The sequence below is a fragment of the Burkholderia sp. AU31652 genome, from assembly GCF_002223155.1.
Lineage (GTDB): Bacteria > Pseudomonadota > Gammaproteobacteria > Burkholderiales > Burkholderiaceae > Burkholderia.
Window position 1 is genome coordinate 592,965 of record NZ_NKFG01000005.1, and the last position, 23,460, is coordinate 616,424.

Sequence of the window (23,460 nt, forward strand, 5' to 3'; positions counted from 1 at the left end):
GCGTTGCATCGGCACGGCCGACCGTTACGTTGGTGCGGTCGGCGAGCGGCAGTCTTGCCGCGTTTCATGATGATGAAGCGTGCGTCGCGAACGCGGCGCACGCAGGTGCTCACGCCACGTCGTCAGGCCCGCCGAGCATGCGGCACAGCATCGACAGGTCGCTGAGCGTGACGTGCGGCGTCGCGGCCTGCTGCTGCACACGCTCCGCTTCCGGATGCGTATCGCGCACTACCCACGCCGCCTGAAGCCCCGCGTTCAATGCGCCGACGATATCGAGGTGGTAATCGTCGCCGACATGCAGCAGTTCCGCCGGCCGCACATCGAGCGTTTCTGCCGCCGCATGAAATATCCCGGGCTCCGGCTTCGCGACGCCGAACGCTTGCGCGCTGAGCGTCGCACGAAAGAATTCGCCGCCGCCGGTCAGCCGCAGATCCGCGTTGCCGTTGGTCACCGCGATCAACGGAAACCGCGCACTCAACCACGTGAGCGCCGGCAACGCATCTTCGTAGAATTCAACCCGGTTGCGTGCGGCATAGAACGCTGCGTACGCACGGTCGGTGAGCGCGACATCTTCGTTCGCGCGCTCCAGTGCAAGCCGGATCGAGCCGATTCTCATCGCGCGGAAGTCACCGGCAAGATCGGGGCACAATCGTTCGTATTCCTCACGCAAGTCGCTGAGCGCCTGCTGCGTGGGCAGCACCCGCTCGGTACCGGGCGCGTGCTCGATCAACCACGTGCGAAGCTCCCCTTCGGCCCGTACGACGGATGGCCCGAACGGCCACAGGGTGTCGTCCAGGTCGAACGAGAGCGCGGAAACTTGGGTGAGACGCATGGAGGTTGACGGAGGGGTTTCGTTTACCAGGGCCACGGAATGGAGATTCCGGTGCCGTTTTCGAGGGCCTGCCGATACAGGAAGCGTGCGACGGTCAGGTCCTGCAGCGCGAGCCCGGTCATGTCGAAGACGGTGATCTCGTGCGGCGCGCGGTCGACCGTCGCGGTTCCCGCGAGGATGTCACCGATTTCCGTGCGTGGCAAATCGGGCGCCCACTGGCACTCGCCGATGCTGCGCGCCTGGTCGTGATCGTCCACGAAAATCCGCGCGCGGTCCAGCACGCCTGCCGGCAGTTCGCGCTTGCCGGCGGTATCGGCGCCCACGCAGGTCAGGTGGGTGCCCGGCTGCACCGCATCCGCGTCGAACAGCGCGCCGCCGCCGGGCGTTGCCGTGATCACCACGTCGCTATTGGCCACCGCGTCGTTCCGGTCGCGCGCCACGCCGATCGTGCATCGTTCCCGGAAGGCCGATTCGAACACCGGGTCGGGCTCGCCGCTGACGTTCACGTACTGCACGGTGCACCGTTGCGGCAGCAGCCCGAGTGCGTAGTCGAGCTGGACGCGCGCCTGCACGCCGGTGCCGAACACGCAGATTCGCGCGCTGTCGCGACGCGCGAGCAGTTGCAGACCGAGGCCGCCGGCGGCGCCGGTTCGCGCGGTGGTGATCGCATTGCCGTCCATGATGCACAGCGGGCGGCCCGTGGCCGGGTCGAACAGCGCGACGGTGGCCTGATGCGGTTCGCCGCCGAGCCCGCGGTTGCCGGGCCAGAATCCGGCCGCCTTGAAACCGAGCAGGTCCTGATTCGCGACATCGCCCGACTTGATGCCGAACACGCCGCCGGTGTGCAGTTTCTCACGCACCACCGGGAACACGCGTCCGGCCCGCTGACTGTGCAGCACGAAGGCTTCGCGAACGGCCGCCGTCACTTGCGCGGCCTGGAGGGCGGGCGCGACGGTATCGCGGTCGAGAAGCAGGAGTCGGTCGTCGGTCGGCATGTTCGGGCAAGCGCTTTCGGCGCCAGGCAAATCAGGGTGGTTTAAATTTTGTCCAGATTTGGACAAATAGTCAATTAATCGACGGGGCGGCGCGGGTGCGCGGTTTTGCTCACCACCCGTAGAAGCGCGGCCACGTCTGCGCGCCGCCGTCTTCGCCGATCGCCTGATATTCGGGATGTTGCGCACCGGTGGCGCACGCGTGATTCGGCAGGATGCGCAGGCGGGTGCCGATCGGAAACCGTTGCGCGATGCCGGCGTCGGGCGTGCCTGCCCGCGACACGATCCCGTGCTCCTGGTTGGCGGCGCTCATCACGTAGTCGCCGAGCACGTCGCCTTGTTCGGTGCAAACCTGCCCGTAGCCGAAGTCGTGCGCCTGGCGCTGCGTGCCGCGGTCGCGGCTCATCGCCATCCAGCCGGCGTCGACGATCGCCCAGCCTTTCTCTTCCTGGTGCCCGATGACGGTGGTCAGCACCGACAGCGCGATGTCGGACAGGTCGCACACGCCGATGTTGTGCATCACGAGGTCGAACATTACGTACACGCCGGCGCGCACTTCGGTCACGCCTTCGAGGTGTTCCGCCGCGAGGGCGGTGGGGGTCGAGCCGATGCTCACGACCGGGCAGGGCAGCCCGGCGGCCCGGAGGCGCTCCGCCGCCCGCACGGTGCGGCTGCGTTCCTGCTCGGCGATCGCCACCAGCGCGTCGGGCGTGTTGTATTCGTAGCTGGAGCCCGCGTGCGCGAGCACCCCGCCGAGCACCATCCCGCCGTCGACCAGCGCGCGGCCCACGTCGATCAGCAGGTCGGCGTCGGGCGGAATCCCCGAGCGGTGACCATCGACGTCGACCTCGATCCACACGTCGAAGCGCTCGTCGTGCGCGCGCCCGAATTCGGCGATCGCGTGCGCGGCCGGCAGGCTGTCGGCGACTAGCTTCAGGTCGCAGCCCTGCCGGCGCAGCGCGAGCGCCTGGCCGAGTTTCGCGGGCACCATGCCGACCGCGTAGACGATGTCCCGGATACCGTGCGCGAAAAACTGTTCGGCTTCCTTGAGCGTCGACACCGTGATGCCCTGCGCGCCGGCCGCGATCTGGGCATCGACGACGTGCGTGCATTTGGTGGTCTTGACGTGCGGCCGGAACCTGACGCCGAGTGCGTCCAGATGCGCCTGCATGCGGCCGATGTTGTGTTGCATGCGGCCGACGTCGATCAGGGCGGTCGGGGTGTTGAGGGTTTGAAGGTCCACGATGCGTTGCCTCGGAGGGTTGCCGATGTGGACACTGTAGGGCCGTCGATGAGTCTCGGGTTTAACGCATCGCTAATCCGGCATTAAAGGCTGTTTAATCGAATCGAAAGAATCGCATGGACCGTGGCGCGGCTCACGCGTCGCCGCGCCACGGCGGCGGGCTGAGAAACCGCGTCGCGGCTTCGAGAAACACCCGTTGCCGTGCGGAGCGGCCGGTGCGCGACGGCAGCAGCGCCGTCACGGGGGCGGGCGGCAGGTGCCAGTCGGGCAGTAACCGGACGAGCTTGCCGTTCGCCAGCAGCGGCGCGACGTCCCACTCGGAGCGCTCGACGATCCCGAGCCCGGCCAGCGCCCAATCCGTGATGACGGTGCCGTCGTTCGACGACAGCGCGCCGGTCACGCGGATCACGGCGGACCGGCGCGGTTCGCCCTTGACGTCGCCGCCTTGCGAGAAGCGCCAGCGCGGGATGTCCTCGTCGTTCTCGCGCAGGCACAGGCAGTCGTAGCGGGCCAGGTCGGACGGATGGTTCAGTTCCTTGATGCGGCGCGCATAGGCGGGGCTCGCGCACAGAAAGCGGTCATTGGGCGCGAGCGGATACCCGATCCACGACGACGACTTGAGGCTGCCGACGTGAACGACCACGTCGGCGCCCGGCGCGCTGGTCAACGGGCTCTCCGACAGGTGGAGCGCGATGTCGAGCTTCGGATGCGCGCGCTGCACGTCGCGCACGATCCGCGCGACGTACTTGCGGCCGAAGCCGAGCGGGGCGACGACGCGCAGCGTGCCGCGCACGTCGCCGTGGTCGCCCGAGATGCTGACCGGCAGCGCCTCCACGCGCTCGAGGATGTCGACGGCTTCCTGGTACAGCCGTTGCCCTTCGTCGGTCAGCGCGATCCCTTTCGGCTGCCGCACGGCGAGCCGTGCGTTCAGTCGCGCTTCCATCCGCTGCAGCCGAATCGTGATCGCGGGCGGCGTGAGATCGAGCAGCCGCGCGGCCGCGGCCAGCGAGCGCGACGTGCCGATCGCGCGGACGAGTCGAAGGTCGTCGAGGTCGAGCATTTCGTTTCTCTTAATGCTGGGTGTGCCGAGCATTAAACCGCACATCGCGACGCGAATCCATCGATGCTGCTGTGGATCGCGTCGGTCGCGCATCGAATCGGATTGCCTGGCTGCTTCGAATGACACGGCCCGCGGCGCCACGCACCGTTACCGGCCGAGCCCGACAATCAGCGACCGGTGCGCGGCGACCCCGGCCATCACCCCCGACGCCGATGCGAACGTTGCGTTGGTCATCGGCGTCGACGCGTCGCCGGCCGCGAACACGCCGGCGACGCTCGTCTGCTTCATTGCATCGACGCGCACGACCGGGCCGAGCGGCCCGTCGTCGAATGCACAGCCGAGCTGCTGCGCGAGATCGCTCGCCATCGCCGTGTGCGCGCCGACGAACAGCGCATCGATCGGCACGACCTGCCCGTCGGCGAGCCGCAACGCATCGATCCGCGGCGCATCGCCGAGGATTTCCACGACCGGCGACCGCTCGATGCGCACGCCGCGCGCATCGAGCAACGCGGCTTCTTCTTCGTTCGCTTCGGCCACGCCCTGCGTGAACCACGTCGTCGGGCCCCAGTCCGGAATCACGATCGCCTGATGCACCGACAGCGGATGCGTGGCGAGCACGCCGAGCCGCTGGCCGCTCACCTCGTATCCGTGGCAGTACGGACAATGCAGCACGCTGACACCCCAACGTTCCGCAAGCCCGGGCAGCGCGGGCAGTTCGTCGCGGATACCGGTCGCGAGGATCAACCGGTCGGCACTCGCCCGGCTGCCGTCGGCGAGCGTCAGGTGGAAGCGGCCGTCCGCATCGCGCTCGGCCGTGCGCACGTCGCCTGCGATCCGCTGCACGGTGGGGTACGCGGCGAGCTGCGCGGCGGCTTCGTCGACGATCTGCGCGGGCGGCTTGCCGTCCTGCCCGAAAAAACCGTGCGCGTGCGCGGCAAAGCGGTTGCGCGGCCGGCCGGCATCGATCACGAGCACGCGGCGGCGCGCCCGCGCAAGCTGCATCGCGGCCGACAGCCCTGCAAAGCTGCCGCCGATCACGATCACTTCATGATGGCCATGCATGCACCGACTCCTTTCCTGAACCTGCGTGAATGACGGACGTGCTCCGATGGTGGTCGTCTCAACTCAACCCAACTCAAGAAACACGAGAAGTTGCATGATAGGGCGATGGTATCATTCACGCAACTTCAAAAGTTTCGAGAGAGGGGAGCACCGCTCGTGAGAACCGATAGCCGCTTGTCGCGGATGCTGCATGCGCTGATCCACCTGGATCAGGCCGACGGCCCGATGACGTCCGACGCGATCGCGACGATGTTGTGCACGAACCCGGTCGTCGTGCGGCGCCTGCTCGGCGGCTTGCGCGACTGCGGCTACGTGCAGTCGGAGAAGGGGCATGGCGGCGGCTGGGTGCTGAGCGTTGCGCTCGACGACATTACGCTGCTCGACGTCTATCGCGCGGTGGGCGAGCCGCCGCTGTTCTCCGATCTGGTGACCGACGACGAGGCCGAATGCCTGGTCGAGCAGGCCGTCAATGCGCACCTGTCGGCCACGCTGAAGGAGGCCGAGACGACGCTGCTCGCCCGCTTCGGCGAAGTCACGCTCGGCATGCTGTCGCGCGATTTCGACGCGAAGCACGCGAATCGGCGCAAGCCGCGCTGACGCACCGCAGCATCGCCATCGGGCGTCGCCAACGCGCGCGCCGACGCGGCCGAAAACACCGCGCCGCGATGTTCTGTCCCCCAACTTCTGCCCGGTTCGCCCGCCACAGGGCAAAATACGGGTTTTCCGCACCCGCGAGGGCGCGACCGAATCACGCGCCGGGCGGCGCCAGTGCGCCATCCGCACGCTGCCGCCGGGCGCCCAGGCAAGAAACGCTCGCCCTGTCGCGAGCCCACAGGAGTCCAGACCCCATGCCCGAATCCAACCTGTCCTTCTTCGGCCGGCTGTCGCTGGCCGTCGGCACGTTCTTCTCCGTGCTCGGCAACCGCGAGTTCGCGGCCGGCGTGCTGCGCGTGCGCGATGGCGCCCCGGCCCCGGTCGCCGCACCGGCTCCGGCCCCGGCGCCTGCCGCCGCGCCCGTGAAGGCGCCGGCGCCCGAGCTGCGCGAGGCGAGCCCGCAGGCTGCATTGCAACTGCTCGGCCTGCTGCAGCGCGATGCGCGCTTCATCGACTTCGTCGAGGAAGACATCGCCGGCTACGCGGACGCCGACATCGGCGCGGCCGCACGCCTCGTGCACGACGGCTGCCGTGCCGCGCTGCGCGAACACTTCACGATCGTGCCGGTGCGCGACGAAGCCGAAGGCAGCCGCGTGACGCTACCGGCCGGTTTCGACGCGACGGCCGTGCGCGTGACGGGCAACGTGGTCGGCGCCGCGCCGTTCACGGGCACGGTCAGCCATCGCGGCTGGCGGGTGGCCGACGTGCGCCTGCCGAAGCTGACGGGCAGCCACGACGCATCGGTCGTCGCACCGGCGGAGGTGGAACTGTGAGCGATCCGCGCTATTCGATCGGTATCGATCTCGGGACGACCCATTGCGCGCTGTCGTATGTCGACAGCGCCGCGAGCGACGGCGAAACCATCACGCAGCAGGTGCTGCCGATCGCGCAGCTCACCGCGCCCGGCGCGCTGGAGTCGCGCGACCTGCTGCCGTCGTTCCTTTACCTGCCGCATGAAAGCGAACTCACGCAAGGCGACCTGACGCTGCCGTGGACGGCCTCGCGCGCTTTCGCGGTCGGCGAAATGGCGCGCACGCGCGGCGCCGGCACGCCGATCCGCCTCGTGTCGAGCGCGAAGAGCTGGCTGTGCCACCCGGGCGTCGACCGCCGCGCGGCGATCCTGCCGAGCGATGCGCCGCCGGAAGTGGCGCGCGTGTCGCCGCTGGAAAGCTCGATCCGCTACCTGACGCACCTGCGCGAAGCGTGGGACCACGCGCATCCCGACGCGCCGTTCGCCGACCAGGACGTGACGGTGACGATCCCCGCGTCGTTCGACCCGGCCGCGCGCGAACTGACGGCCGAGGCCGCCCGCGCCGCCGGCTACTCGCGGATGACGCTGCTCGAGGAGCCGCAGGCCGCGCTGTACAGCTGGATCCAGAAGAGCCAGGGCGGCTGGCGCAAGCAGGTGCAGGTCGGCGACCTGATCCTGTGCGTCGACGTCGGCGGCGGCACGACCGACCTGTCGCTGATCGCGGTGGTCGAGCGCGACGGCAATCTCGAACTGCATCGCGTGGCGGTCGGCGAGCACATCCTGCTCGGCGGCGACAACATGGACCTCGCGCTCGCGCACGTCGTCGCGCGCAAGCTCGCGCAGCAGGGCACGCAGGCCGATCCGTGGCAACTGCGCGCGCTCACGTACGCATGCCGTTCCGCGAAGGAAACGCTGCTGTCCGACCCGACGACCGACGCGGTGCCGCTCGTCGTGCCGAGCCGCGGCTCGAAGCTGATCGGCGGGTCGATCCGCACGGAGCTGACGCGCGCGGAACTCACGCAGACGATCCTCGAAGGCTTCTTCCCGCAAGTCGACGCGGCCGCGCGCCCGGTGAGCCGCGCCCGTGTCGGCCTGACGCAGCTCGGCCTGCCGTATGCGCAGGACGCGGGCATCACGCGCCATCTCGCGGCGTTCCTCGGCCGCCAGGTCGCGGCGCTCGACTCGCTCGAAGGCGTGCAGCGCACGCTGCCGCAGGGCGCGACGTTCCTGCATCCGACCGCCGTGCTGTTCAACGGCGGCGTGTTCAAGTCGACGCTGCTCACGCAGCGCGTGCTCGATACGCTCAACAGCTGGCTCGCCGCCGAAGGTGCGCCGCCCGCGCGCCTGCTCGAAGGCGCGGATCTCGATCTCGCGGTCGCGCGCGGCGCCGCGTACTACGGCTACGTGAAGCGTGGCCGTGGCGTGCGCATTCGCGGCGGCACGGCGCGTGCGTACTACGTCGCGATCGAATCGGCGATGCCGGCCGTGCCGGGGCTCGAACCGCCGGTGCAGGCGCTGTGCGTCGCGCCGTTCGGGATGGAGGAAGGCTCGGACGCGGCGCTGCCGCCGCAGGAGTTCGGCCTCGTCGTCGGCGAACCGGTGCAGTTCCGCTTCTTCGGTTCGTCGGTGCGCCGCCAGGACCAGGTCGGCACGCTGCTCGACTACTGGTCGCCGGAAGAGCTGCAGGAGCTGGAGGAAATCCAGGCGACGCTGCCCGCCGAAGGGCGCACCGTCGGCGAGGTCGTGCCCGTGAAGCTGCATGCGCGCGTGACCGAAGCCGGCACGCTCGAACTCGAGGCGATCCCGAGCGGCACGGACGAGCGCTGGAAGGTCGAGTTCGACGTGCGCGGCGCCGCCTGAGCGCGATGAAGCGCTATACGGTCGGGATCGACCTCGGCACGAGCAATACGGTCGTCGCATACGTCGAGGCCGGTTCCGACGCGATCCGCGTGTTCGACGTCGAGCAGCTGGTCGGCCCCGGCGCGGTGGCCGCGCAGCCGCTGCTGCCGTCGGTGCGCTATCACCCGGCGGCGGGCGAGCTGCCGCCGGACACGCTGCGGCTGCCGTGGGCGGCCCACGCGAAAGCGAGCGTGGCCGGTGCGACGCCGGCCGTGATCGGCCGCTACGCGCGCACGCTCGGCGCGCAGGTGCCGGGCCGGCTCGTCACGAGCGCGAAGAGCTGGCTGTCGCACGCGTCGGTCGACCGGCTCGCGGCGATCCTGCCGTGGGGCGCGGCCGACGGCGTCGACAAGGTGTCGCCGGTCGACGCGAGCGCGAGCTATCTCGCGCACGTGCGTGACGCATGGGATGCCCGTTTTCCCGACGCACCGCTCGCGAAGCAGGACGTGATCCTGACGGTGCCTGCGTCGTTCGACGACGGCGCGCGCGCGCTGACGGTCGAGGCCGCGCGGCGTGCGAAGCTGCCCGCGCTGCGGCTGCTGGAAGAGCCGCAGGCCGCGTTCTACGACTGGCTGTACGGGCAGCGCGACACGCTGCGCGACACGTTTGCCGCCGCGCGCCGCGTGCTGATCTGCGACGTCGGCGGCGGCACGACCGACCTCACGCTGGTGGATGTCGCGCCGGGCGACGACGGTGAGCCAACGTTCACGCGCGTCGGCGTCGGCAACCACCTGATGCTCGGCGGCGACAACATGGACCTCGCGCTCGCGCGCCTGGTCGAGTCGCGGCTGACCGAGCCCGGCACGCGGCTGTCGGCCGCGAGCCTGTCGCAGCTCGTCGAGCGTTGCCGTGCCGCGAAGGAGCGGCTGCTCGGCGATGATGCCCCCGAATCCGTCAACGTCACGCTGCTCGGCGCGGGCAGCAAGCTCGTCGGCGGCGCGCGCTCGGCCGAGCTGACGCGGCAGGAAGTCGAGCAGATCGTCGTCGACGGGTTCTTTCCGCAGGTCGAAGCCGGCGAGTTGCCGCGCCGCGCGCGCGCCGCGATCGTCGAATTCGGGCTGCCCTATGCGAGCGACGCGGCCGTCACGCGGCACGTCGCCGCGTTCCTGAATCGTCATGCGGAAGGCCCGCTGCCCGACACGCTGCTGCTCAACGGCGGCGTGTTCCGCGCGGGCGCGCTCGCCGGCCGTCTCGCGCAGACGCTCGGCGCGTGGCGCGGTGCGCCGCTCGACGTGCTGCACAACGCGCATCCGGACGTCGCGGTCGCACGCGGTGCGGTGGCCTACGGGCTCGCACGCGCCGGGCATGTGCCGCGCATCGGCGGCGGTTCCGCGCGCAGCTATTTCCTCGTGCTCGACGATGGTGCCGAAGGCGCGGCCGCGCGTGGCGTCTGCCTGCTGCCGCGCGGCACGGAGGAGGGCCACGAGATCCGGCTCGACGATCGCACGTTCGCGCTGCAACTCGGGCAGCCGGTGCGTTTCCACCTCGTGTCGACGGTGGCCGACACCGCGTACCGGCCCGGCGATCTCGTCGATTTCGACGGCGGCGATTTCGTGCGGCTGCCGCCGATCGCGACGGTCGTCGACGCAAAAGTGGGCGGCGATGCGCGCGAAACACCGGTGAAGCTCACCGCGTCGCTGACGGAAGTCGGCACGCTCGAAATGCACTGCATCGCGACCGACGACGCGGCGCGCCGCTGGCGGCTCGAATTCCAGCTGCGCGGCGATGCGCCCGTGCAGGGCGACGACGCTGCGCTCGCGCGGCATCCTCGGCTCGACCAGGCGCTCGAACTGATCGAGCGCTCGTTCGGCAGCAAGGCCGCCGGCGTCACGCCGAAAGACACGCGACGGCTGCGCGCGCAGCTTGAGCAGGTGCTTGGTGCGCGGGAAGAGTGGGACGTTGCGCTCGCGCGTGAATTGTTCGATGCGTTGCTCGCGCGCGCACGGCGCCGCCGGCGCTCGGCCGATCACGAACGTGCGTGGCTGAACCTCGCCGGCTATTGCCTGCGCCCGGGCTTCGGGCATCCGCTCGATGCATGGCGCATCGAGCAGCTGTGGCCGTTGTTCGACGACGGGATTCAGTATGTGACCGACGCTCAGGTGTGGTCCGAGTGGTGGACGCTGTGGCGGCGCGTGGCCGGCGGCCTCGACGACGATGCGCAGACGCAGGTGCGCGACGCGATCGCCTTCCTCGAACCGACCGACGACAAGCGGCGCAAGCTGCCGTTCGACCCGGGCAAGGTCGGGCCGGCCGATATGACGCGGTTGTCCGCGTCGCTCGAACGGCTGCCCGTCGAACGCAAGGTCGAGCTGGCCGAGCGGTTGATCGCGCAATTGCAGAAGCCGGCGGAGCGCACGCTGTGCGCGTGGGCGCTCGGACGCATCGGTGCGCGCCGGCCGTTCTACGGCAGCGCGCACAGTGTCGTGCCGGCGGAAGTCGCCACCGGCTGGCTCGATGCGCTGTTCGCGCTCGACTGGAAGCAGGTTGAACCGGCTGCGTTCGCGGCTGCACAGATTGCGCGGATGACCGGAGACCGTTCGCGCGACCTGTCGGACGACACCCGCGAGGCCGTGATCAAGCGCCTGTCGGCCGCAAATGCGTCGGCGGCGTGGATCGACATGGTGCGCGAGGCGATCGCGTTCGACGAAGCCGACACGGTGCGTGTGTTCGGCGAAACGCTGCCGGCGGGGTTGAAGCTGCTGGCGGGGTGAGCAGCGCGGTGTGCTCCGGCATCATTCGGACGCCGGAGCATTGCGCGGCGTTGCCGATGCGGGCTGACGCTCACCGATTCAACGTCCTTCGAATACGCAAACGGCTGCCGTTGCATTGCATCGGCAGCCGTTTGTGCGTTGTGAGCGCGCCGATCACATCTGTGGCGTCGTCTCGCATGGCGATGCGGCCGATTCCACGGCCATCACGTTCGGCGCCACCGCCCGCCGCGCCAGATGAATCCCTGCCAGCATGCAGCGCACCGAGCCGCCGGCCAGTTCGATCGTCGGCACGTCGAGCGGCAGCAGCCGTGCCGAACGCTCGATCGTCGCGCGCTGCACCGGCGTGAGGCAGTCGTACGCGCGCCGCGACAGCGCGAGCACACGCCCTTCCTTGCCCGACAATTCCAGCGTATTGCCCGCGAAATTCGCGATCTGCGAGGCATCGAGCGCGATCACCGTGCGGCCCGTTTCGGCGAGACGCTGTGCGATCTCGTCACGACGACGGCGGTCGGCAATGAGTTCGAGGCCGACCATCGCGAACTCGGTCGCGACGCTCATCATCACGTTCGTGTGATAGATCGGCCGCCCGTCGGCATCGGCCGTATCGAAGCAGATCGGCTCGAAATTGAAGTGCGTGCAGAAGCGTTCGAGCGCGACCGGATCGGCGCGGCGCGAACGCGCGGTGTACGCGATCCGAGCGACGTGGTCGAGCACCATCGCGCCGGTGCCTTCGAGGAACACGTCGTCGTATTCGAGGCCCGAGTAGTCGATCACGTCCTGCACGCGGTACTCGGCCTTCAGCATCTCGATCACGTCCGCGCGCCGCTCACGGCGCCGGTTCGCGCTGAACATCGGAAAGAGCGCGACGTGGCCGCCCGGATGCGTCGAGAACCAGTTGTTCGGGAACACGGAGTCGGGCGTGTCGCGCTCGCCGTGGTCGTCGAACACGTGCACGCGCACGCCCGCATCGGCGAGCGTCCGCGCGGCGGCCGTGACTTCGTCGCGCGCGGCGGCCGACACGGATGCCGCGCCGTGCGCGCCGTCGCCGCCGGCCGTGCGCTGGAACGCGTTGTCGGCCGTGGTCTGCGGGTTCGGCAGGAAGCGGTGCGGCCGGATCATCACGACGGCGGCCGGCGCCTGGATCGATACGAGATTCATGGAAGGCAGGAGCGAAAGGCAAGGGGCCGGGCGGCGCACGGGCCGCCCGGGGATGACCGTCAGCGCGCGAACGCGGCGACGGCTTCGGTCACGTATGCCGCGTGGCCCTGCGCGATCGCGGCCGGGTCGTCGATCAGCGCGAACAGGTTCTTCGGGTCGACGGCCGGCGGAATCAGCGCGATCTCGACGCCCGCGTTGTGCTGCTGCGCGAGCGCATACAGGTAGCGCAACGCCGAGTAATCCTCGAGCGCGAAGCCGACCGAGTCGAACACCGTGACTTCGTCCGCGCGTTCGCGGCCGGTCGTCTCGCCCTGCAGCACGCGCCACAGCTCGGTGACGGGGAAGTCGGCCGGCATCTGCTGGATCTCGCCCTCGATGCGCGACTGCGGCTCGAATTCGACGAACACGCGGCCCGCATGCAGCACGCCGGCCTCGAGTTCGGTCTTGCCCGGGCAATCGCCGCCCACCGCGTTCAGGTGCATGCCGGGCTCGATCATGTCGGCCGTGACGATCGTCGCGTACGCCTTGTCGGCGGTGACGGTCGTCACGATGTCGGCGCCGCGCACGGCGTCGGCGGTCGACGCGGCGCGCACCACGCGCAACGCGGGGTAGGCGGCGAGGTTCTGCACGAGCTTGTCGGTCGCATGAGGATCGACGTCGAACACGCGGATTTCGTCGATACCGAGCAGCGTGTGGAACGCGATCGCCTGGAATTCGCTCTGCGCGCCGTTGCCGATCAGCGCCATCGTGCGCGAATCGGGGCGGGCGAGTACCTGGGCGGCGAGCACCGACGTGGCGGCCGTGCGCAGCGCGGTGGTCAGCGTGAGTTCGGCGAGCAGCAGCGGGTAGCCGGTATCGACTTCGGCGAGCGCGCCGAACGCCATCACCGTGTGCATCCCGCGCGCGGCGTTGACGGGGTGGCCGTTCACGTACTTGAACGCGAACAGCGACGCGTTCGCGACGGGCATCAGTTCGATCACGCCGTCGCGCGAGTGGCACGCGACGCGCGGCGACTTGTCGAAGTCGGCCCAGTGCAGGTAATCGGCGCGCAGCGTGTCGACGAGCTCGCGGAGGAACGTCGTGACGCCGGTTTGGGCGATCAGTCGGGCGGTGGCGGGAACGTCGAGGAAGCGGGTCATACGTCTGTCTCCATATTCGTGGCCGGTACGGGTGCCCGGCGTTCTGATCGACCGGGCGGGGCTTCGGCGCGCATCCGGGCTTCCTGGAACAGCAGCGGCGCGGCGGGTCGGCCGGTCGATAGAGCCATTATTTCCGCGAGTCGAGCCAACAAAAAGACGGCAAAAGTGGCAGATTTATCGATAGACTTGGCAAATTGCTGGCCAGATATGGCAATTTGACTAAATCGCACTGGTCGGAATGCAAAGGCTCCGGCACGCTGGCGGCCGGTTCACGTTCAACAGGAAGGCCCGTTCATGATCACGCTCGACGACGTCGACCGGCAGCTCATCGCGCTGCTGCGCGACAACGCGCGACTGCCCGTCGTCGCGCTGGCGAAGGAATTGCGCGTCGCGCGCGCGACCGTGCAGAACCGGCTGACGCGGCTGGAGAAGAACGGCGTGATCGTCGGCTATACGGTGCGGCTCAAGCCGGCGGCCGAACGGCACCGGATCCGCGCGCTGATGTCGATCGCCGTGCAAGGCAATCGCGGCGCGGAAGTGGTGAAGGTGCTGCGCGGGCATCCGAACGTCGCGTCGATCCACAGCACCAACGGGCGCTGGGATCTCGTCGCCGAGCTGCATGCCGATTCGCTCGAGCACTTCGATCGCGTGCTCGGCGCGATCCGGCTGATCGACGGGATCGCGAATACCGAGACGAGTATTTTGCTGTCGACGCACAAGGCGTGACGCGGGCAGGCGGCGCCTGCGTCAGCGCTCAGGTTTGCTCAGGCGTCAGGCGCTGGTCGCCGATTCCGGAAATACCGGCTCACCTAGCGTCAGCATCAACCGGTTCGCCCACGCGAAGATCGCGACCGCGTGCGACAGGTCGAGAATCTCCTCATGTGTCAGCCCTTCGGCTTCCAGCGCGGCGATATCGCCCGCGTCGACCGTATCGGGCCGCTCCGTCAGCGCGATCGCATAGCGAATGATCGCGCGTTCGCGCGCCGTCGTGCCGGCCGTCGCCGGAGCGTCGAACACCTGCTCGATCGCGTCGGTGCGCTTCGCGAGCTGGGTAAAGCGCTGCGCATGCACGGACGCGCAGTACACGCAGCCGTTCACGCGCGACACGGCCGTGCTCGCCAGTTCGCGCTCCGCGCGCGACAGTCCGCCGGGGCCGTACATGATCGCGTTGAATACGCCCGAGCGTTGCCGCAGGATCTCGGGAAGATGGACGAGCAGCAGGTAATAGTCGGACGTCTTCGCTTGCGGGTGACTCGCTTCGAGCACGGCCAGCTGGTCGGGTGTCGCGGCATCGAGCGAGACGGTGTCGAGCCAGGCACGCCAGCCGAGCGTGTCGGACGTGAAGCCGTGCGTGGTCGTCGTCATGCGGCCTCCGCTGCGGCACGTGCCTGTAGCGCCTGCGCGGCCACCGCGACGCGCAACTGATACGCGACGAACGCGACGAGCTGCGACAGCGCGACGATCGCGGGCGTCGTGAGTCCGGCCGACTTCAGCGCGTCGAGATCGGACGGACGTGCATCGACCGGCGCGCGCGTCAGCAGGCGTGCATGCGCGACGATCGCGCCGATGCGGCGGGGCAAGGTGTCGAATGCATCAGCGTCCGCACGTGCGATATCGTCGAGCGTGCCGCCTGCGTCGATCAGTCGTGCGCGATAGGTGTCGGCCAGCACGCGAGCGTTCGATTTTTCTGCGACATACCGCGCCGCGTGCAGTCGTTCGATCAACGAAAGATCGGGCAACGCGGGATCGAACAGCGCCGCTTCGCTCAGCCGCGTATGGAGCAGCACCTTGTCGCGTGCGCGACGCAGCGCGGCGACGGCGTCGCCATCGCGCAGGCCGGCCACCGCATCGATCGTGTCCGGCGCATCGGCCGGCGTGATGGATTCAGTCATCGTTTCGGGTTCCCTTCGTCGTCAATGTGATCGATGATCGCGCGCTCATGCGTCGGCGTCGCGCCATTCGTCGCCTTGCAGTTCGGCGTTCGCGTACGCGACGAGCGCGTCGTAGTGGCGATCGCGGTCCGCGTCGAACAGCCGGCTCGCGATCCCGCGCGCGAGCCGCCTGGCGCCCGCGCTGATGGCCGGGATATCGCCGGACAGCTTGCCGTGGCTCAGGCTCGCTGCATGGTTGAAGCAGTGAATTCGCGTGATGGCCGCACATGCGCCGGGCTCGCGCTCCTGGAACGCGAACGCGGGGCCGAGGTCGGGCGATTCGGCGAGCTCGTCGATCCACGTGCCCGGCTCCGGTCGATAGCGATCCTTCCAGCGCCGCACCTGCGCGCCGAACGACGCGAATTCCGCGCGCGTCGTCCAGTCCGAATGAAAACCGGTCGCGAAGATCAGGAAGTCGACCGTGTAGCGTCCGCGCGGCGTCGTCACGTCGAGGCCGTCCGCATGTTCCGCGAGCGTCTCGATCGGGCTGCCCGCATGAAAGTGCGCCTGTTCGTGACGCGACACGCGCAGCACGCTGTCGCGCGGCGGCGGCGTCTGCGACGTCAGCGCGTAGTGCATGAAGCGCCATTTCGTCGCGTCGTCGAGATCGGCGTAGCCATGCACGAGCCCCGGGCTGCCGATGCCCGTCAGCTTGTTGATGCGCGGAATGTCCGTGCGGCGGAAGAACAGGTCGACGCGCGCGGCGCCGGCTTCGAGCGCGGTGCCCGCATTGTCGAACGCGGACGCGCCCGCGCCGACCACGCCGATGCGCTTGCCCGCGAGCGCCGCGAAATCGATCGGCTCGGACGAATGGGCCCAGCGCGTGCGCGGCGCGCGTTGCGCGACGGGCGGTACGTACGGGCCGCCGAGCCCGTCGCGGCCGGTGGCGAGCACCACGTGCCGCGCGAGCAGCGTCTGCGCTTCGCCGTTGCCGCGCACGTCGAGCGCGAGCAGGCCGTCGTCGCGCGGGCGCAGCGCGACGAGCGTGGTGTCGTTGCGCACCTGCAGGTCGAGCACGCGCCGGTACCAGCGCAGGTAGTCCATCCATTGCGTGCGCGGAATCTTGTAGAGCGCGTCCCACGCGTCGCGGCCGTATTGCGCTTCGAACCACGCGCGGAACGTCAGCGCGGGCAGGCCGAGCGCGGGGCCCGCGAGCTGCTTCGGCGAGCGCAGCGTGTCCATCCGCGCGAACGTGACCCACGGGCCTTCGTAGCCGGCCGGCGCGCGGTCGATCACGCACTGGTTGTCGATGCCGAGCAGGCGCAGTTCGGCGGACGCCGCGAGCCCGGCCATGCCGCCGCCGACGATCGCGACGTCGAGCACGCGTGTGCCGTCGGCCTCGCGCGGCGGCACCCACGACGGTGCGGGCAGGTCGAGCCAGCGCAGGTCTTGCGCGAGCCGGGCTTCGAGTGCCTGCAATGGATCGGTCGTTGTCATGCGGCCTCCGGGCGGGTCCGGCGTGCACGCGTCGTGCGGGTTGCCCCACGCGGCGCGCGCTCGGCGCGCAGCCGGTCGCCGCGCAGCAGCGCGTCGTGCGCGGCGGCATCGTGGAAGATCACGTCGTCGAGCAGCGCGCGCGTCGTACGGTGCAACGCGTCGAGCAGCGCATCGACCGCTGACGTGCGTGCCTTGCCGGCGGGCGTCGCGACGCCGAACGCGAACGGGATGTCGACGTCGAGCGGGCGCGCGACGACGCCCTCCACCGGCAGTGCCACGCCTGTGGCCGGATCGACGATGCCGATCCCGATACCTGCACGCGCGGCCATCACCGCATTCAGCGACGCATTGGTTTCGATGAACACGCGTGCATCGACCCGCGCGGCCGCGAATGCCGCATCGATCCGCTGGCGCAACCGGTGGCGGTTCGCGACCGTCACGATGCGGCGGCGCGCGAGGTCGCGCAGCGCGATGCGCGGCTGCGCCGCGAGCGGGTCGCCGGCCGGCAGCACGGCCACGCACGGCGTCTGCGCGATCCAGTGCACGTCGAGCCCCGCGTGCGCCATCGGCAGCGTGACGACGCCGACATCGGCCGTGCCGGCCAGCACCTCGTGCACGACATGCTCGGCCGATTCGCTGCGCAACTGGTAGTGGGGCGCCTGCGCGCCGTCGGGCAGCACGGCGAGCGCGGCCGGCACGAGCGTGGCCGCGAGCGAAGGTGTGGCCGCGATGCGCACGGGCTCGGCGCTTTCATCGCCGAGTGCCCGGGCGCGCGCCTCGATCGCGCGCAGGCCGACCAGCGAGCGTTCGACTTCCTCGTAGAGCAGGAATGCGCGCCGCGTCGGCGTGACGCGCGGGCCGTGCCGGTCGAACAGCGCGTAGCCGAGATCGGCTTCGAGCTCCTGGATCTGCCGCGTGACGGCCGGCTGCGAACGGCCGAGCAGTTCGCCCGCGCCGGTCACGCTGCCGGCCGACATGACCGCGGAAAAGGCTTCGAGTTGATGCAGCTCCATGACACCTTCCGATGATGCGATTTGCGCATTGTAGAAGTGTGAGCATGCGTAATTCATATAATGATTTTTGCTATCGACAGCGCGAAAACTGCGAAGGGCACGATCGTTGCGACGGCCGGTGGTGCGTGCCCGAGCGTGGGTTGCGATCGGCGCCGTGAACGAAACGCCAATCGAATCAACGCGATGCGTTGCATGCCGATACATCGCGCGAGGCGGGGAGTGCGGATGGCCGCTCGCCAGCATCACTCCTTCGCGCCGCGCACGATATCGATATGCGCAAAACTTCGTTGGATCGTCCTGAACCGGGTGGTTACATGCCCTCACTCTTTTCGACTGACTGAAGCTGGGGGACGCATGAACGTTTCGGGGAACGACGCACGCGGCGCATGGCGGCGCGTGCTGGGCACGGTGGCGGCGCTCGCTGCCGCATGGGGCTTGTCGACGGGCGGCGCGCTCGCGGCGGGCGTGTCGGGCGAGCCGGTGGTGATCGGCGTGAGCGGCCCGCTCACGGGCCAGGACGCGCAGTACGGCGAACAATGGAAGCGCGGCTTCGATCTCGCGCTCGACGAGATCAACGGCAGCGGCGGCATTCACGGCCGGCCGCTCGCGGTCGACTTCCAGGACAGCCGCAGCGACCCGCGCCAGGCGGTGGCGATCGCGCAGAAGTTCGTCGCCGATCCGCGCATCGCGATCGAGCTGGGCGACTTCTCCAGCGCGACGTCGATGGCCGCATCGCCGATCTACCAGCGCGGGCAGCTGATCCAGTTCGGCTTCACGAACTCGCATCCGGACTTCACGAAGGGCGGCGACTATCTGTGGAGCACCGCGCTGAGCCAGGCCGAGGAGCAGCCGCTGCTCGCGCGCTACGCGGTGAAGGAGCTCGGCTTCAAGCGGATCGCGGTGCTGTACCTGAACACCGACTGGGGCCGCACCAGCAAGGACATCTTCGCGAAGGCGGTGGCCGGGCTCGGCGCGCAGGTCGTCGCGGCCGAAGGCTATCAGCCGACGGAGAAGGATTTCCGCTCGACGCTCGTGCGCATCGGCGAATCGAAGCCCGATTCGATCGTGCTGATCTCTTACTACGCGGACGGTGCGCAGATCGTGCGCCAGGCGCGCACATCGGGGCTCACGCTGCCGATCGCGGCGGTTGGTTCGGTGTACTCGCCGAAGTTCCTCGAACTGGGCGGCACGGCCGTCGACGGCGTCTATACCGAATCGAACTTCTTCCCGGCCGAACCGCGCCCCGAGGTGCAGGCGTTCGTGCAGCGCTATCGCGCGAAATTCCACGCCGATCCCGATTCGTTCGTCGCGCGTGCATACGATGCGCTGATCCTGTCGGCGGAAGTGCTGCGCCGCTACGGCACGACGCGCCAGGCCGCGCACGACGGCTTCGCGAAAATCAGCGACGTGCCGAGCGTGATCTTCGGCAAGGTGCGCTTCGATCCGCAGACGCGCCGCGTCGCGGGCGCACGGACCGTGTATCTGGTCGTGAAGCAGGGGCAGTGGGCGCTGTGGGACGGCGCGAAACCGCAGCTCGCCGCGCGTTGACCCCGGCGCTGAACAGCATGCACGTAACGGACGCATCGTGATGGCTTCCTGGCTCGACTACACGCTCAACGGCCTCATCGTCGGCAACATCTACGCGCTGCTCGCGGTCGGGCTCGCGCTGATCTTCGGCGTGTCGCACCTGATCAACTTCGCGCACGGCTCGGTCTACATGGTCGGCGCGTTCATCGGCTGGCTGTGCCTGACGCGCTTCGGGCTGCCGCTGCCGGTCGCACTGGCGGCGGTCGTCGTCGGGTGCGGCACGCTCGGCATCGCGATCGAGCGGATCGGGCTGCGGCCGCTGCGTCACGCGGCACGCATCGCGCCGCTGCTCGCGACGATCGGCATCAGCTTCATCCTCGACCAGCTCGCGCAGCTCGCGTTCGGCGCCGACCCGCGCGCGGTGCCGACGCCGCTGCCCGACTGGCACGTGCGGATCGCCGGCGCGACGCTCGGCTCGCTCGACCTGCTGATCGCGGGCATCGGTATCGCGGCGGCCGCGCTGCTGTACGGCTTCCTGCGCTTCACACGGCTCGGCTGGGCGGTGCGCGCGACCGCGCAGGATCGCGACGCGGCGCTGCAGATGGGGGTCGACGTCGACCGCGTGAACCAGACCGTGTTCGCGATCGCGTGCGCGCTCGGCGGCGTGAGCGGGCTGCTGGTCGGCATGTACTACAACAGCATCGATCCGGCGATGGGCTTCCAGGCCACGCTGAAGGGCGTGGTCGCGCTGCTGATCGGCGGGCTCGGCAACGTGCCGGGCGCGATCGCCGGCAGCCTGCTGCTCGGTCTCGTCGAAAGCTACGGCGTCGCGCTGTTCGGCACCAGCTATCGCGACCTGTTCGCGTTCGGGCTGTTGATCGTGTTCCTCGTGTGGCGGCCGAACGGGCTGTTCAGCGCGAACCGCGCGCTGCCGCCCGAGCCGATGACGGGCACCTTCCTCGCGGCCGCGAAGGCCGTGCGCGTGCCGCGTCCGGTACTCGTCGCGCTGATCGTGGCGGCGGCCGTGCTGCCGTGGCTCGGCGCGTCGCCGTACGTGCTGCAGACGCTGACCAACGCGTGGCTGTACGGGCTGCTCGCGTTGAGTCTCACGCTGGTGGCGGGCACGGTCGGGCAGATCTCGCTTGGCCACGCGGCGCTGCTCGTGATCGGCGCGTATGCGTCGGCGCTGCTGTCGTCGGATCTCGGCTGGTCGCCGGCCGTGACGATTCCGTGCGCGGGCGTGATCACCGCCGTGCTCGGCACGCTGCTCGTGTATCCGGCGTTCCGGCTGCGCGGGCACTACGTGTCGATCGCGACGCTCGGCATCGGCGAAGTGGTGAGCCTCGTGATCCTGAACTGGGACGGCCTCACGCGCGGCCCGCTCGGCATCACCGGCATCGCGCCGCTGCCGTGGGCGACGACCGCGCGTGCCGCGTACTGGTTCACGTTCGCGGTGCTCGTCGTGTTCGCGCTCGTGCAGGTGCGGCTGCTGCGCTCGCATCTCGGCCGCACGCTGCGCGCGGTGCGCGAGGACGACGTCGCCGCGCGTGCGCACGGCATCGCACCGAACCGCTACAAGGCAATCGCGTTCGCGGTCGGCGGCGTTGCGGCCGGCGTGAGCGGCGGGATCGCCGCGCACCTGTACAGCTACATCAATCACCAGACCTTCGATTCGCAGGTGTCGATCCTCGCGCTGACGATGGTGATCCTCGGCGGGCTCGGCAACGTGCTCGGCGGCATCGCCGGCGCGATCGCGCTGATCGGGCTGCCCGAGCTGTTCCGCTGGGCGGCCGACTACCGGATGCTGATCTACGGCCTCGTGCTGTTGCTGCTCGTCCGGTTCCGGCCGCAGGGCCTGCTCGGCACGGTGTGAGGAGGAACGCGATGACCAACCATCAACCCCTGCTCGACGTGCAGGGCCTGACGCGCCGCTTCGACGGCGTGACCGCGCTCGACGGCGCGAGCCTGTCACTCGCCGAAGGCGAACTGCTGAGCGTGATCGGGCCGAACGGCGCGGGCAAGTCGACGCTGTTCAACCTGATCGCGGGCGCCGACCGGCCCGATGCCGGCCGCGTGACGTTCGACGGCCGCGACATCACGGGCACCGCGCCCGAACGCCTCGCGACGCTCGGCATCGCGCGCACGTTCCAGCACGGTCGCGTGTTCGGCAACCTGAGCGTGCTCGACAACGTGCTGATCGGTGCGCATGCGCGGCTGCGCGCGGCCCGGCCGGGCTGGCCCGCGCTGGGTGCGGCGGCCGAGGTGCTGCGCGCGCTCGTGCGGCCCGCATCGGTGCGGCGCGAGGAAGCCGCGCTGCGCGACGAGGCACGCGCGATCGTCGCCGGGTTCGGCGAGCGGTTGACGCCGCGCATCGATCATCCGGCGCACAGCCTGTCGTATGCGAACCGACGGCGCGTGGAGATCGGCCGCGCGCTCGCGCTGCATCCGCGCCTGCTGCTGCTTGACGAGCCGACGGCCGGGATGAACGAGACGGAGACGGCCGAGATGCTGCAACTGATCCAGTCGCTGAAGGCGCGCGGCCTGACGATCCTGCTGATCGAGCACAAGCTCGAACTCGTGATGCGCGTATCCGACCGCGTGATGGTGCTCGACAACGGCGTGAAGATCGCCGAAGGCGCGCCGCGCGACGTGCGGCACGATCCACGCGTGATCGAGGCGTACCTCGGCCGCCGGCATGCGGGCGGCGCGCCGGCCGACCGCACGGCACAGGCGGCCGCATGACGGCCCTTTCTTCCGGACCCGACACGACCATGACCGACGCGCTGCTGAAACTCGAACACCTGGACACGTTCTACGGGCCGGTGCAGGTGCATTTCGACGTGAACTTCGAAGTGGGCCGCGGGCAGATCGTCAGCCTGCTCGGCGGCAACGCGAGCGGCAAGTCGACGACGATGAAGCTGATTCTCGGGCTGATGCGGCCGCGCCGCGGCGTCGTGCGCTTCGACGGCGACGACGTGACGGCGCTCGCGACGCCGCAGCGCGTGCGGCGCGGGATCGCGGCCGTGCCCGAGGCGCGGCGGCTGTTCGGCGACATGAGCGTGCGCGAGAACCTGCTGATGGGCGCGTACACGCGTGGCGACCGTGCGGCGGTGGCGGAGGACTACGAGCGCGTGCTCGACCTGTTTCCGCGTGTGCGCGAGCGGCTGACGCAGCGCGCGGGCACGCTGTCGGGCGGCGAGCAGCAGATGCTCGCGATGGCACGGGCGCTGATGGCGCGGCCGAAGCTGATCTGCATGGACGAGCCGACGATGGGGCTGTCGCCGCTGTACGTCGACAAGGTGCTCGAACTGATCGACGCGATCAACCGGCAGGGCGTGACCGTGTTCATGGTCGAGCAGAACGCGAGCCTCGCGCTGGAGATCGCGCACTACGGGTATGTGCTGCAGACGGGGCGCGTCGTGCTCGAAGGGGCCGCGAAGGCGCTGCTCGACGACGAGCGTGTGCGCGATGCGTATCTCGGCGGGGAGGCGGTGGCGGCGTAGCGGGCGGGGTGGCGGGGCAAAAAAACGGCGATGCGCGCCGGATTGTCAGGTAGATTGGCGCTCAGTCGCCATCACCGCCACCGGGAGCGCCGCACCATGTTGACTTATTCCGTTCAGAAAGTCGGCTACGCATTCGAGCAACTGGATCCGCAGGGCGCGACGGATTATCCGTCGTTCACGCAGGCGTTCGACGCGTTCCCGTGGGCGGCGCAGCATGCCGAATGGGACGACAAGCAGGACGGCCCGTTGCCGGCCCTCGTGCTGCAGCATGCCGACGATCAGCGGGAGTTGTGGGTGACCGCGCTGCGCGATGCGCATGCGGACGGCTTCCAGCTGAATGCCGTCTCGATGCGGATGAAAAAGGGGCTGTTCGGGATCGGCAAGGGCAAGCTGGAGCAGCATGTCGATACGATCGACGTCGACACGCGCGCGGATGTCGATACGTTGTGCCGGCTGTTCTGCGATCGTCAGTACGACGAGCTGGACCGGCTGGTCGCGCGGCATGCGGAGCGCAACCGCTTCGATGACGACAGCGACGATTGAGTACA

General features: G+C 69.5%; 21 protein-coding genes. 10 read left to right on the forward strand and 11 right to left on the reverse strand.

The window, feature by feature from the left end:
* Positions 1-109: 109 nt before the first annotated feature.
* From CFB40_RS20220 to CFB40_RS20240, 5 genes are all read right to left on the reverse strand, one after another.
* Complete coding sequence (locus tag CFB40_RS20220) at positions 110-832, reverse strand: HAD family hydrolase (RefSeq protein ID WP_089432182.1); 723 nt, start codon at positions 830-832, stop codon at positions 110-112.
* 23 nt (positions 833-855) lie between these two features.
* Positions 856-1,827 (reverse strand): ornithine cyclodeaminase family protein, encoded by a 972-nt coding sequence (locus tag CFB40_RS20225; protein ID WP_089428261.1) that lies wholly within the window; start codon positions 1,825-1,827, stop codon positions 856-858.
* A 109-nt stretch (positions 1,828-1,936) separates the two neighbouring features.
* Positions 1,937-3,067, reverse strand: a complete 1,131-nt coding sequence (locus tag CFB40_RS20230; protein WP_089432183.1) for a DSD1 family PLP-dependent enzyme — start codon at positions 3,065-3,067, stop codon at positions 1,937-1,939.
* Between the two features lie 133 nt (positions 3,068-3,200).
* Positions 3,201-4,127, reverse strand: a complete 927-nt coding sequence (locus tag CFB40_RS20235; protein WP_089428259.1) for a LysR substrate-binding domain-containing protein — start codon at positions 4,125-4,127, stop codon at positions 3,201-3,203.
* A gap of 147 nt (positions 4,128-4,274) precedes the next feature.
* The gene (locus CFB40_RS20240; RefSeq protein WP_089432184.1) at positions 4,275-5,189 is read right to left on the reverse strand and encodes an NAD(P)/FAD-dependent oxidoreductase; all 915 of its coding nucleotides are present in this window, start codon (positions 5,187-5,189) and stop codon (positions 4,275-4,277) included.
* Between the two features lie 156 nt (positions 5,190-5,345).
* On the opposite strand from CFB40_RS20240, the gene CFB40_RS20245 reads away from it, so the two are divergent.
* The 4 genes from CFB40_RS20245 to CFB40_RS20260 all read left to right on the forward strand — a co-directional run bounded on the left by CFB40_RS20245 (position 5,346) and on the right by CFB40_RS20260 (position 11,204).
* Positions 5,346-5,786 (forward strand): RrF2 family transcriptional regulator, encoded by a 441-nt coding sequence (locus tag CFB40_RS20245; protein ID WP_089432185.1) that lies wholly within the window; start codon positions 5,346-5,348, stop codon positions 5,784-5,786.
* Between the two features lie 251 nt (positions 5,787-6,037).
* Positions 6,038-6,616 (forward strand): DUF2760 domain-containing protein, encoded by a 579-nt coding sequence (locus CFB40_RS20250; RefSeq protein ID WP_089432186.1) that lies wholly within the window; start codon positions 6,038-6,040, stop codon positions 6,614-6,616.
* On the forward strand, positions 6,613-8,454 hold the full coding sequence (locus CFB40_RS20255; protein WP_089428255.1) for an Hsp70 family protein: 1,842 nt from the start codon (positions 6,613-6,615) through the stop codon (positions 8,452-8,454). The genes CFB40_RS20250 and CFB40_RS20255 overlap by 4 nt, the downstream gene beginning before the upstream one ends.
* 5 nt (positions 8,455-8,459) lie before the next feature.
* The gene (locus CFB40_RS20260) at positions 8,460-11,204 is read left to right on the forward strand and encodes an Hsp70 family protein (protein ID WP_089432187.1); all 2,745 of its coding nucleotides are present in this window, start codon (positions 8,460-8,462) and stop codon (positions 11,202-11,204) included.
* A 153-nt stretch (positions 11,205-11,357) separates the two neighbouring features.
* Here CFB40_RS20260 and ctlX read toward each other — a convergent pair whose 3' ends face one another.
* Complete coding sequence (gene ctlX / locus CFB40_RS20265; protein WP_089432188.1) at positions 11,358-12,362, reverse strand: citrulline utilization hydrolase CtlX; 1,005 nt, start codon at positions 12,360-12,362, stop codon at positions 11,358-11,360.
* Between the two features lie 59 nt (positions 12,363-12,421).
* On the reverse strand, positions 12,422-13,501 hold the full coding sequence (locus CFB40_RS20270) for an ornithine cyclodeaminase (protein ID WP_089432189.1): 1,080 nt from the start codon (positions 13,499-13,501) through the stop codon (positions 12,422-12,424).
* Between the two features lie 294 nt (positions 13,502-13,795).
* On the opposite strand from CFB40_RS20270, the gene CFB40_RS20275 reads away from it, so the two are divergent.
* A complete protein-coding gene (locus CFB40_RS20275; RefSeq protein ID WP_006479718.1) occupies positions 13,796-14,227 on the forward strand; it encodes an Lrp/AsnC family transcriptional regulator in 432 nt (143 codons plus the stop codon).
* Positions 14,228-14,272: 45 nt separating this feature from the next.
* On the opposite strand, the gene CFB40_RS20280 is transcribed toward CFB40_RS20275, so the two are convergent.
* From CFB40_RS20280 to CFB40_RS20295, 4 genes are read right to left on the reverse strand one after another with little or no spacing between them, the layout of a single operon-like run.
* A complete protein-coding gene (locus CFB40_RS20280; RefSeq protein ID WP_089428251.1) occupies positions 14,273-14,866 on the reverse strand; it encodes a peroxidase-related enzyme in 594 nt (197 codons plus the stop codon).
* Positions 14,863-15,393, reverse strand: coding sequence for a CMD domain-containing protein (locus tag CFB40_RS20285; RefSeq protein WP_089428250.1), 531 nt, complete (start codon positions 15,391-15,393; stop codon positions 14,863-14,865). Before CFB40_RS20285 ends, CFB40_RS20280 begins: the two co-directional genes overlap by 4 nt.
* A 45-nt stretch (positions 15,394-15,438) precedes the next feature.
* On the reverse strand, positions 15,439-16,869 hold the full coding sequence (locus CFB40_RS20290; protein WP_089432190.1) for an NAD(P)-binding domain-containing protein: 1,431 nt from the start codon (positions 16,867-16,869) through the stop codon (positions 15,439-15,441).
* Positions 16,866-17,882, reverse strand: coding sequence for a LysR family transcriptional regulator (locus tag CFB40_RS20295; RefSeq protein ID WP_089428248.1), 1,017 nt, complete (start codon positions 17,880-17,882; stop codon positions 16,866-16,868). Before CFB40_RS20295 ends, CFB40_RS20290 begins: the two co-directional genes overlap by 4 nt.
* Before the next feature lie 354 nt (positions 17,883-18,236).
* Between CFB40_RS20295 and CFB40_RS20305 the strand changes: the two genes are divergently transcribed.
* The 5 genes from CFB40_RS20305 to CFB40_RS20325 all read left to right on the forward strand — a co-directional run bounded on the left by CFB40_RS20305 (position 18,237) and on the right by CFB40_RS20325 (position 23,455).
* Positions 18,237-19,430 (forward strand): ABC transporter substrate-binding protein, encoded by a 1,194-nt coding sequence (locus CFB40_RS20305; protein ID WP_089428247.1) that lies wholly within the window; start codon positions 18,237-18,239, stop codon positions 19,428-19,430.
* Positions 19,431-19,470: 40 nt separating this feature from the next.
* Positions 19,471-21,282 (forward strand): ABC transporter permease, encoded by a 1,812-nt coding sequence (locus tag CFB40_RS20310; RefSeq protein ID WP_089428246.1) that lies wholly within the window; start codon positions 19,471-19,473, stop codon positions 21,280-21,282.
* Between the two features lie 11 nt (positions 21,283-21,293).
* Positions 21,294-22,151: an ABC transporter ATP-binding protein gene (locus tag CFB40_RS20315; protein WP_089428245.1), complete on the forward strand. Its 858-nt coding sequence runs from the start codon at positions 21,294-21,296 to the stop codon at positions 22,149-22,151.
* The gene (locus CFB40_RS20320) at positions 22,148-22,912 is read left to right on the forward strand and encodes an ABC transporter ATP-binding protein (RefSeq protein ID WP_089432191.1); all 765 of its coding nucleotides are present in this window, start codon (positions 22,148-22,150) and stop codon (positions 22,910-22,912) included. Before CFB40_RS20315 ends, CFB40_RS20320 begins: the two co-directional genes overlap by 4 nt.
* Positions 22,913-23,008: 96 nt before the next feature.
* Positions 23,009-23,455 (forward strand): hypothetical protein, encoded by a 447-nt coding sequence (locus CFB40_RS20325; RefSeq protein WP_089432192.1) that lies wholly within the window; start codon positions 23,009-23,011, stop codon positions 23,453-23,455.
* Positions 23,456-23,460: the final 5 nt, after the last annotated feature.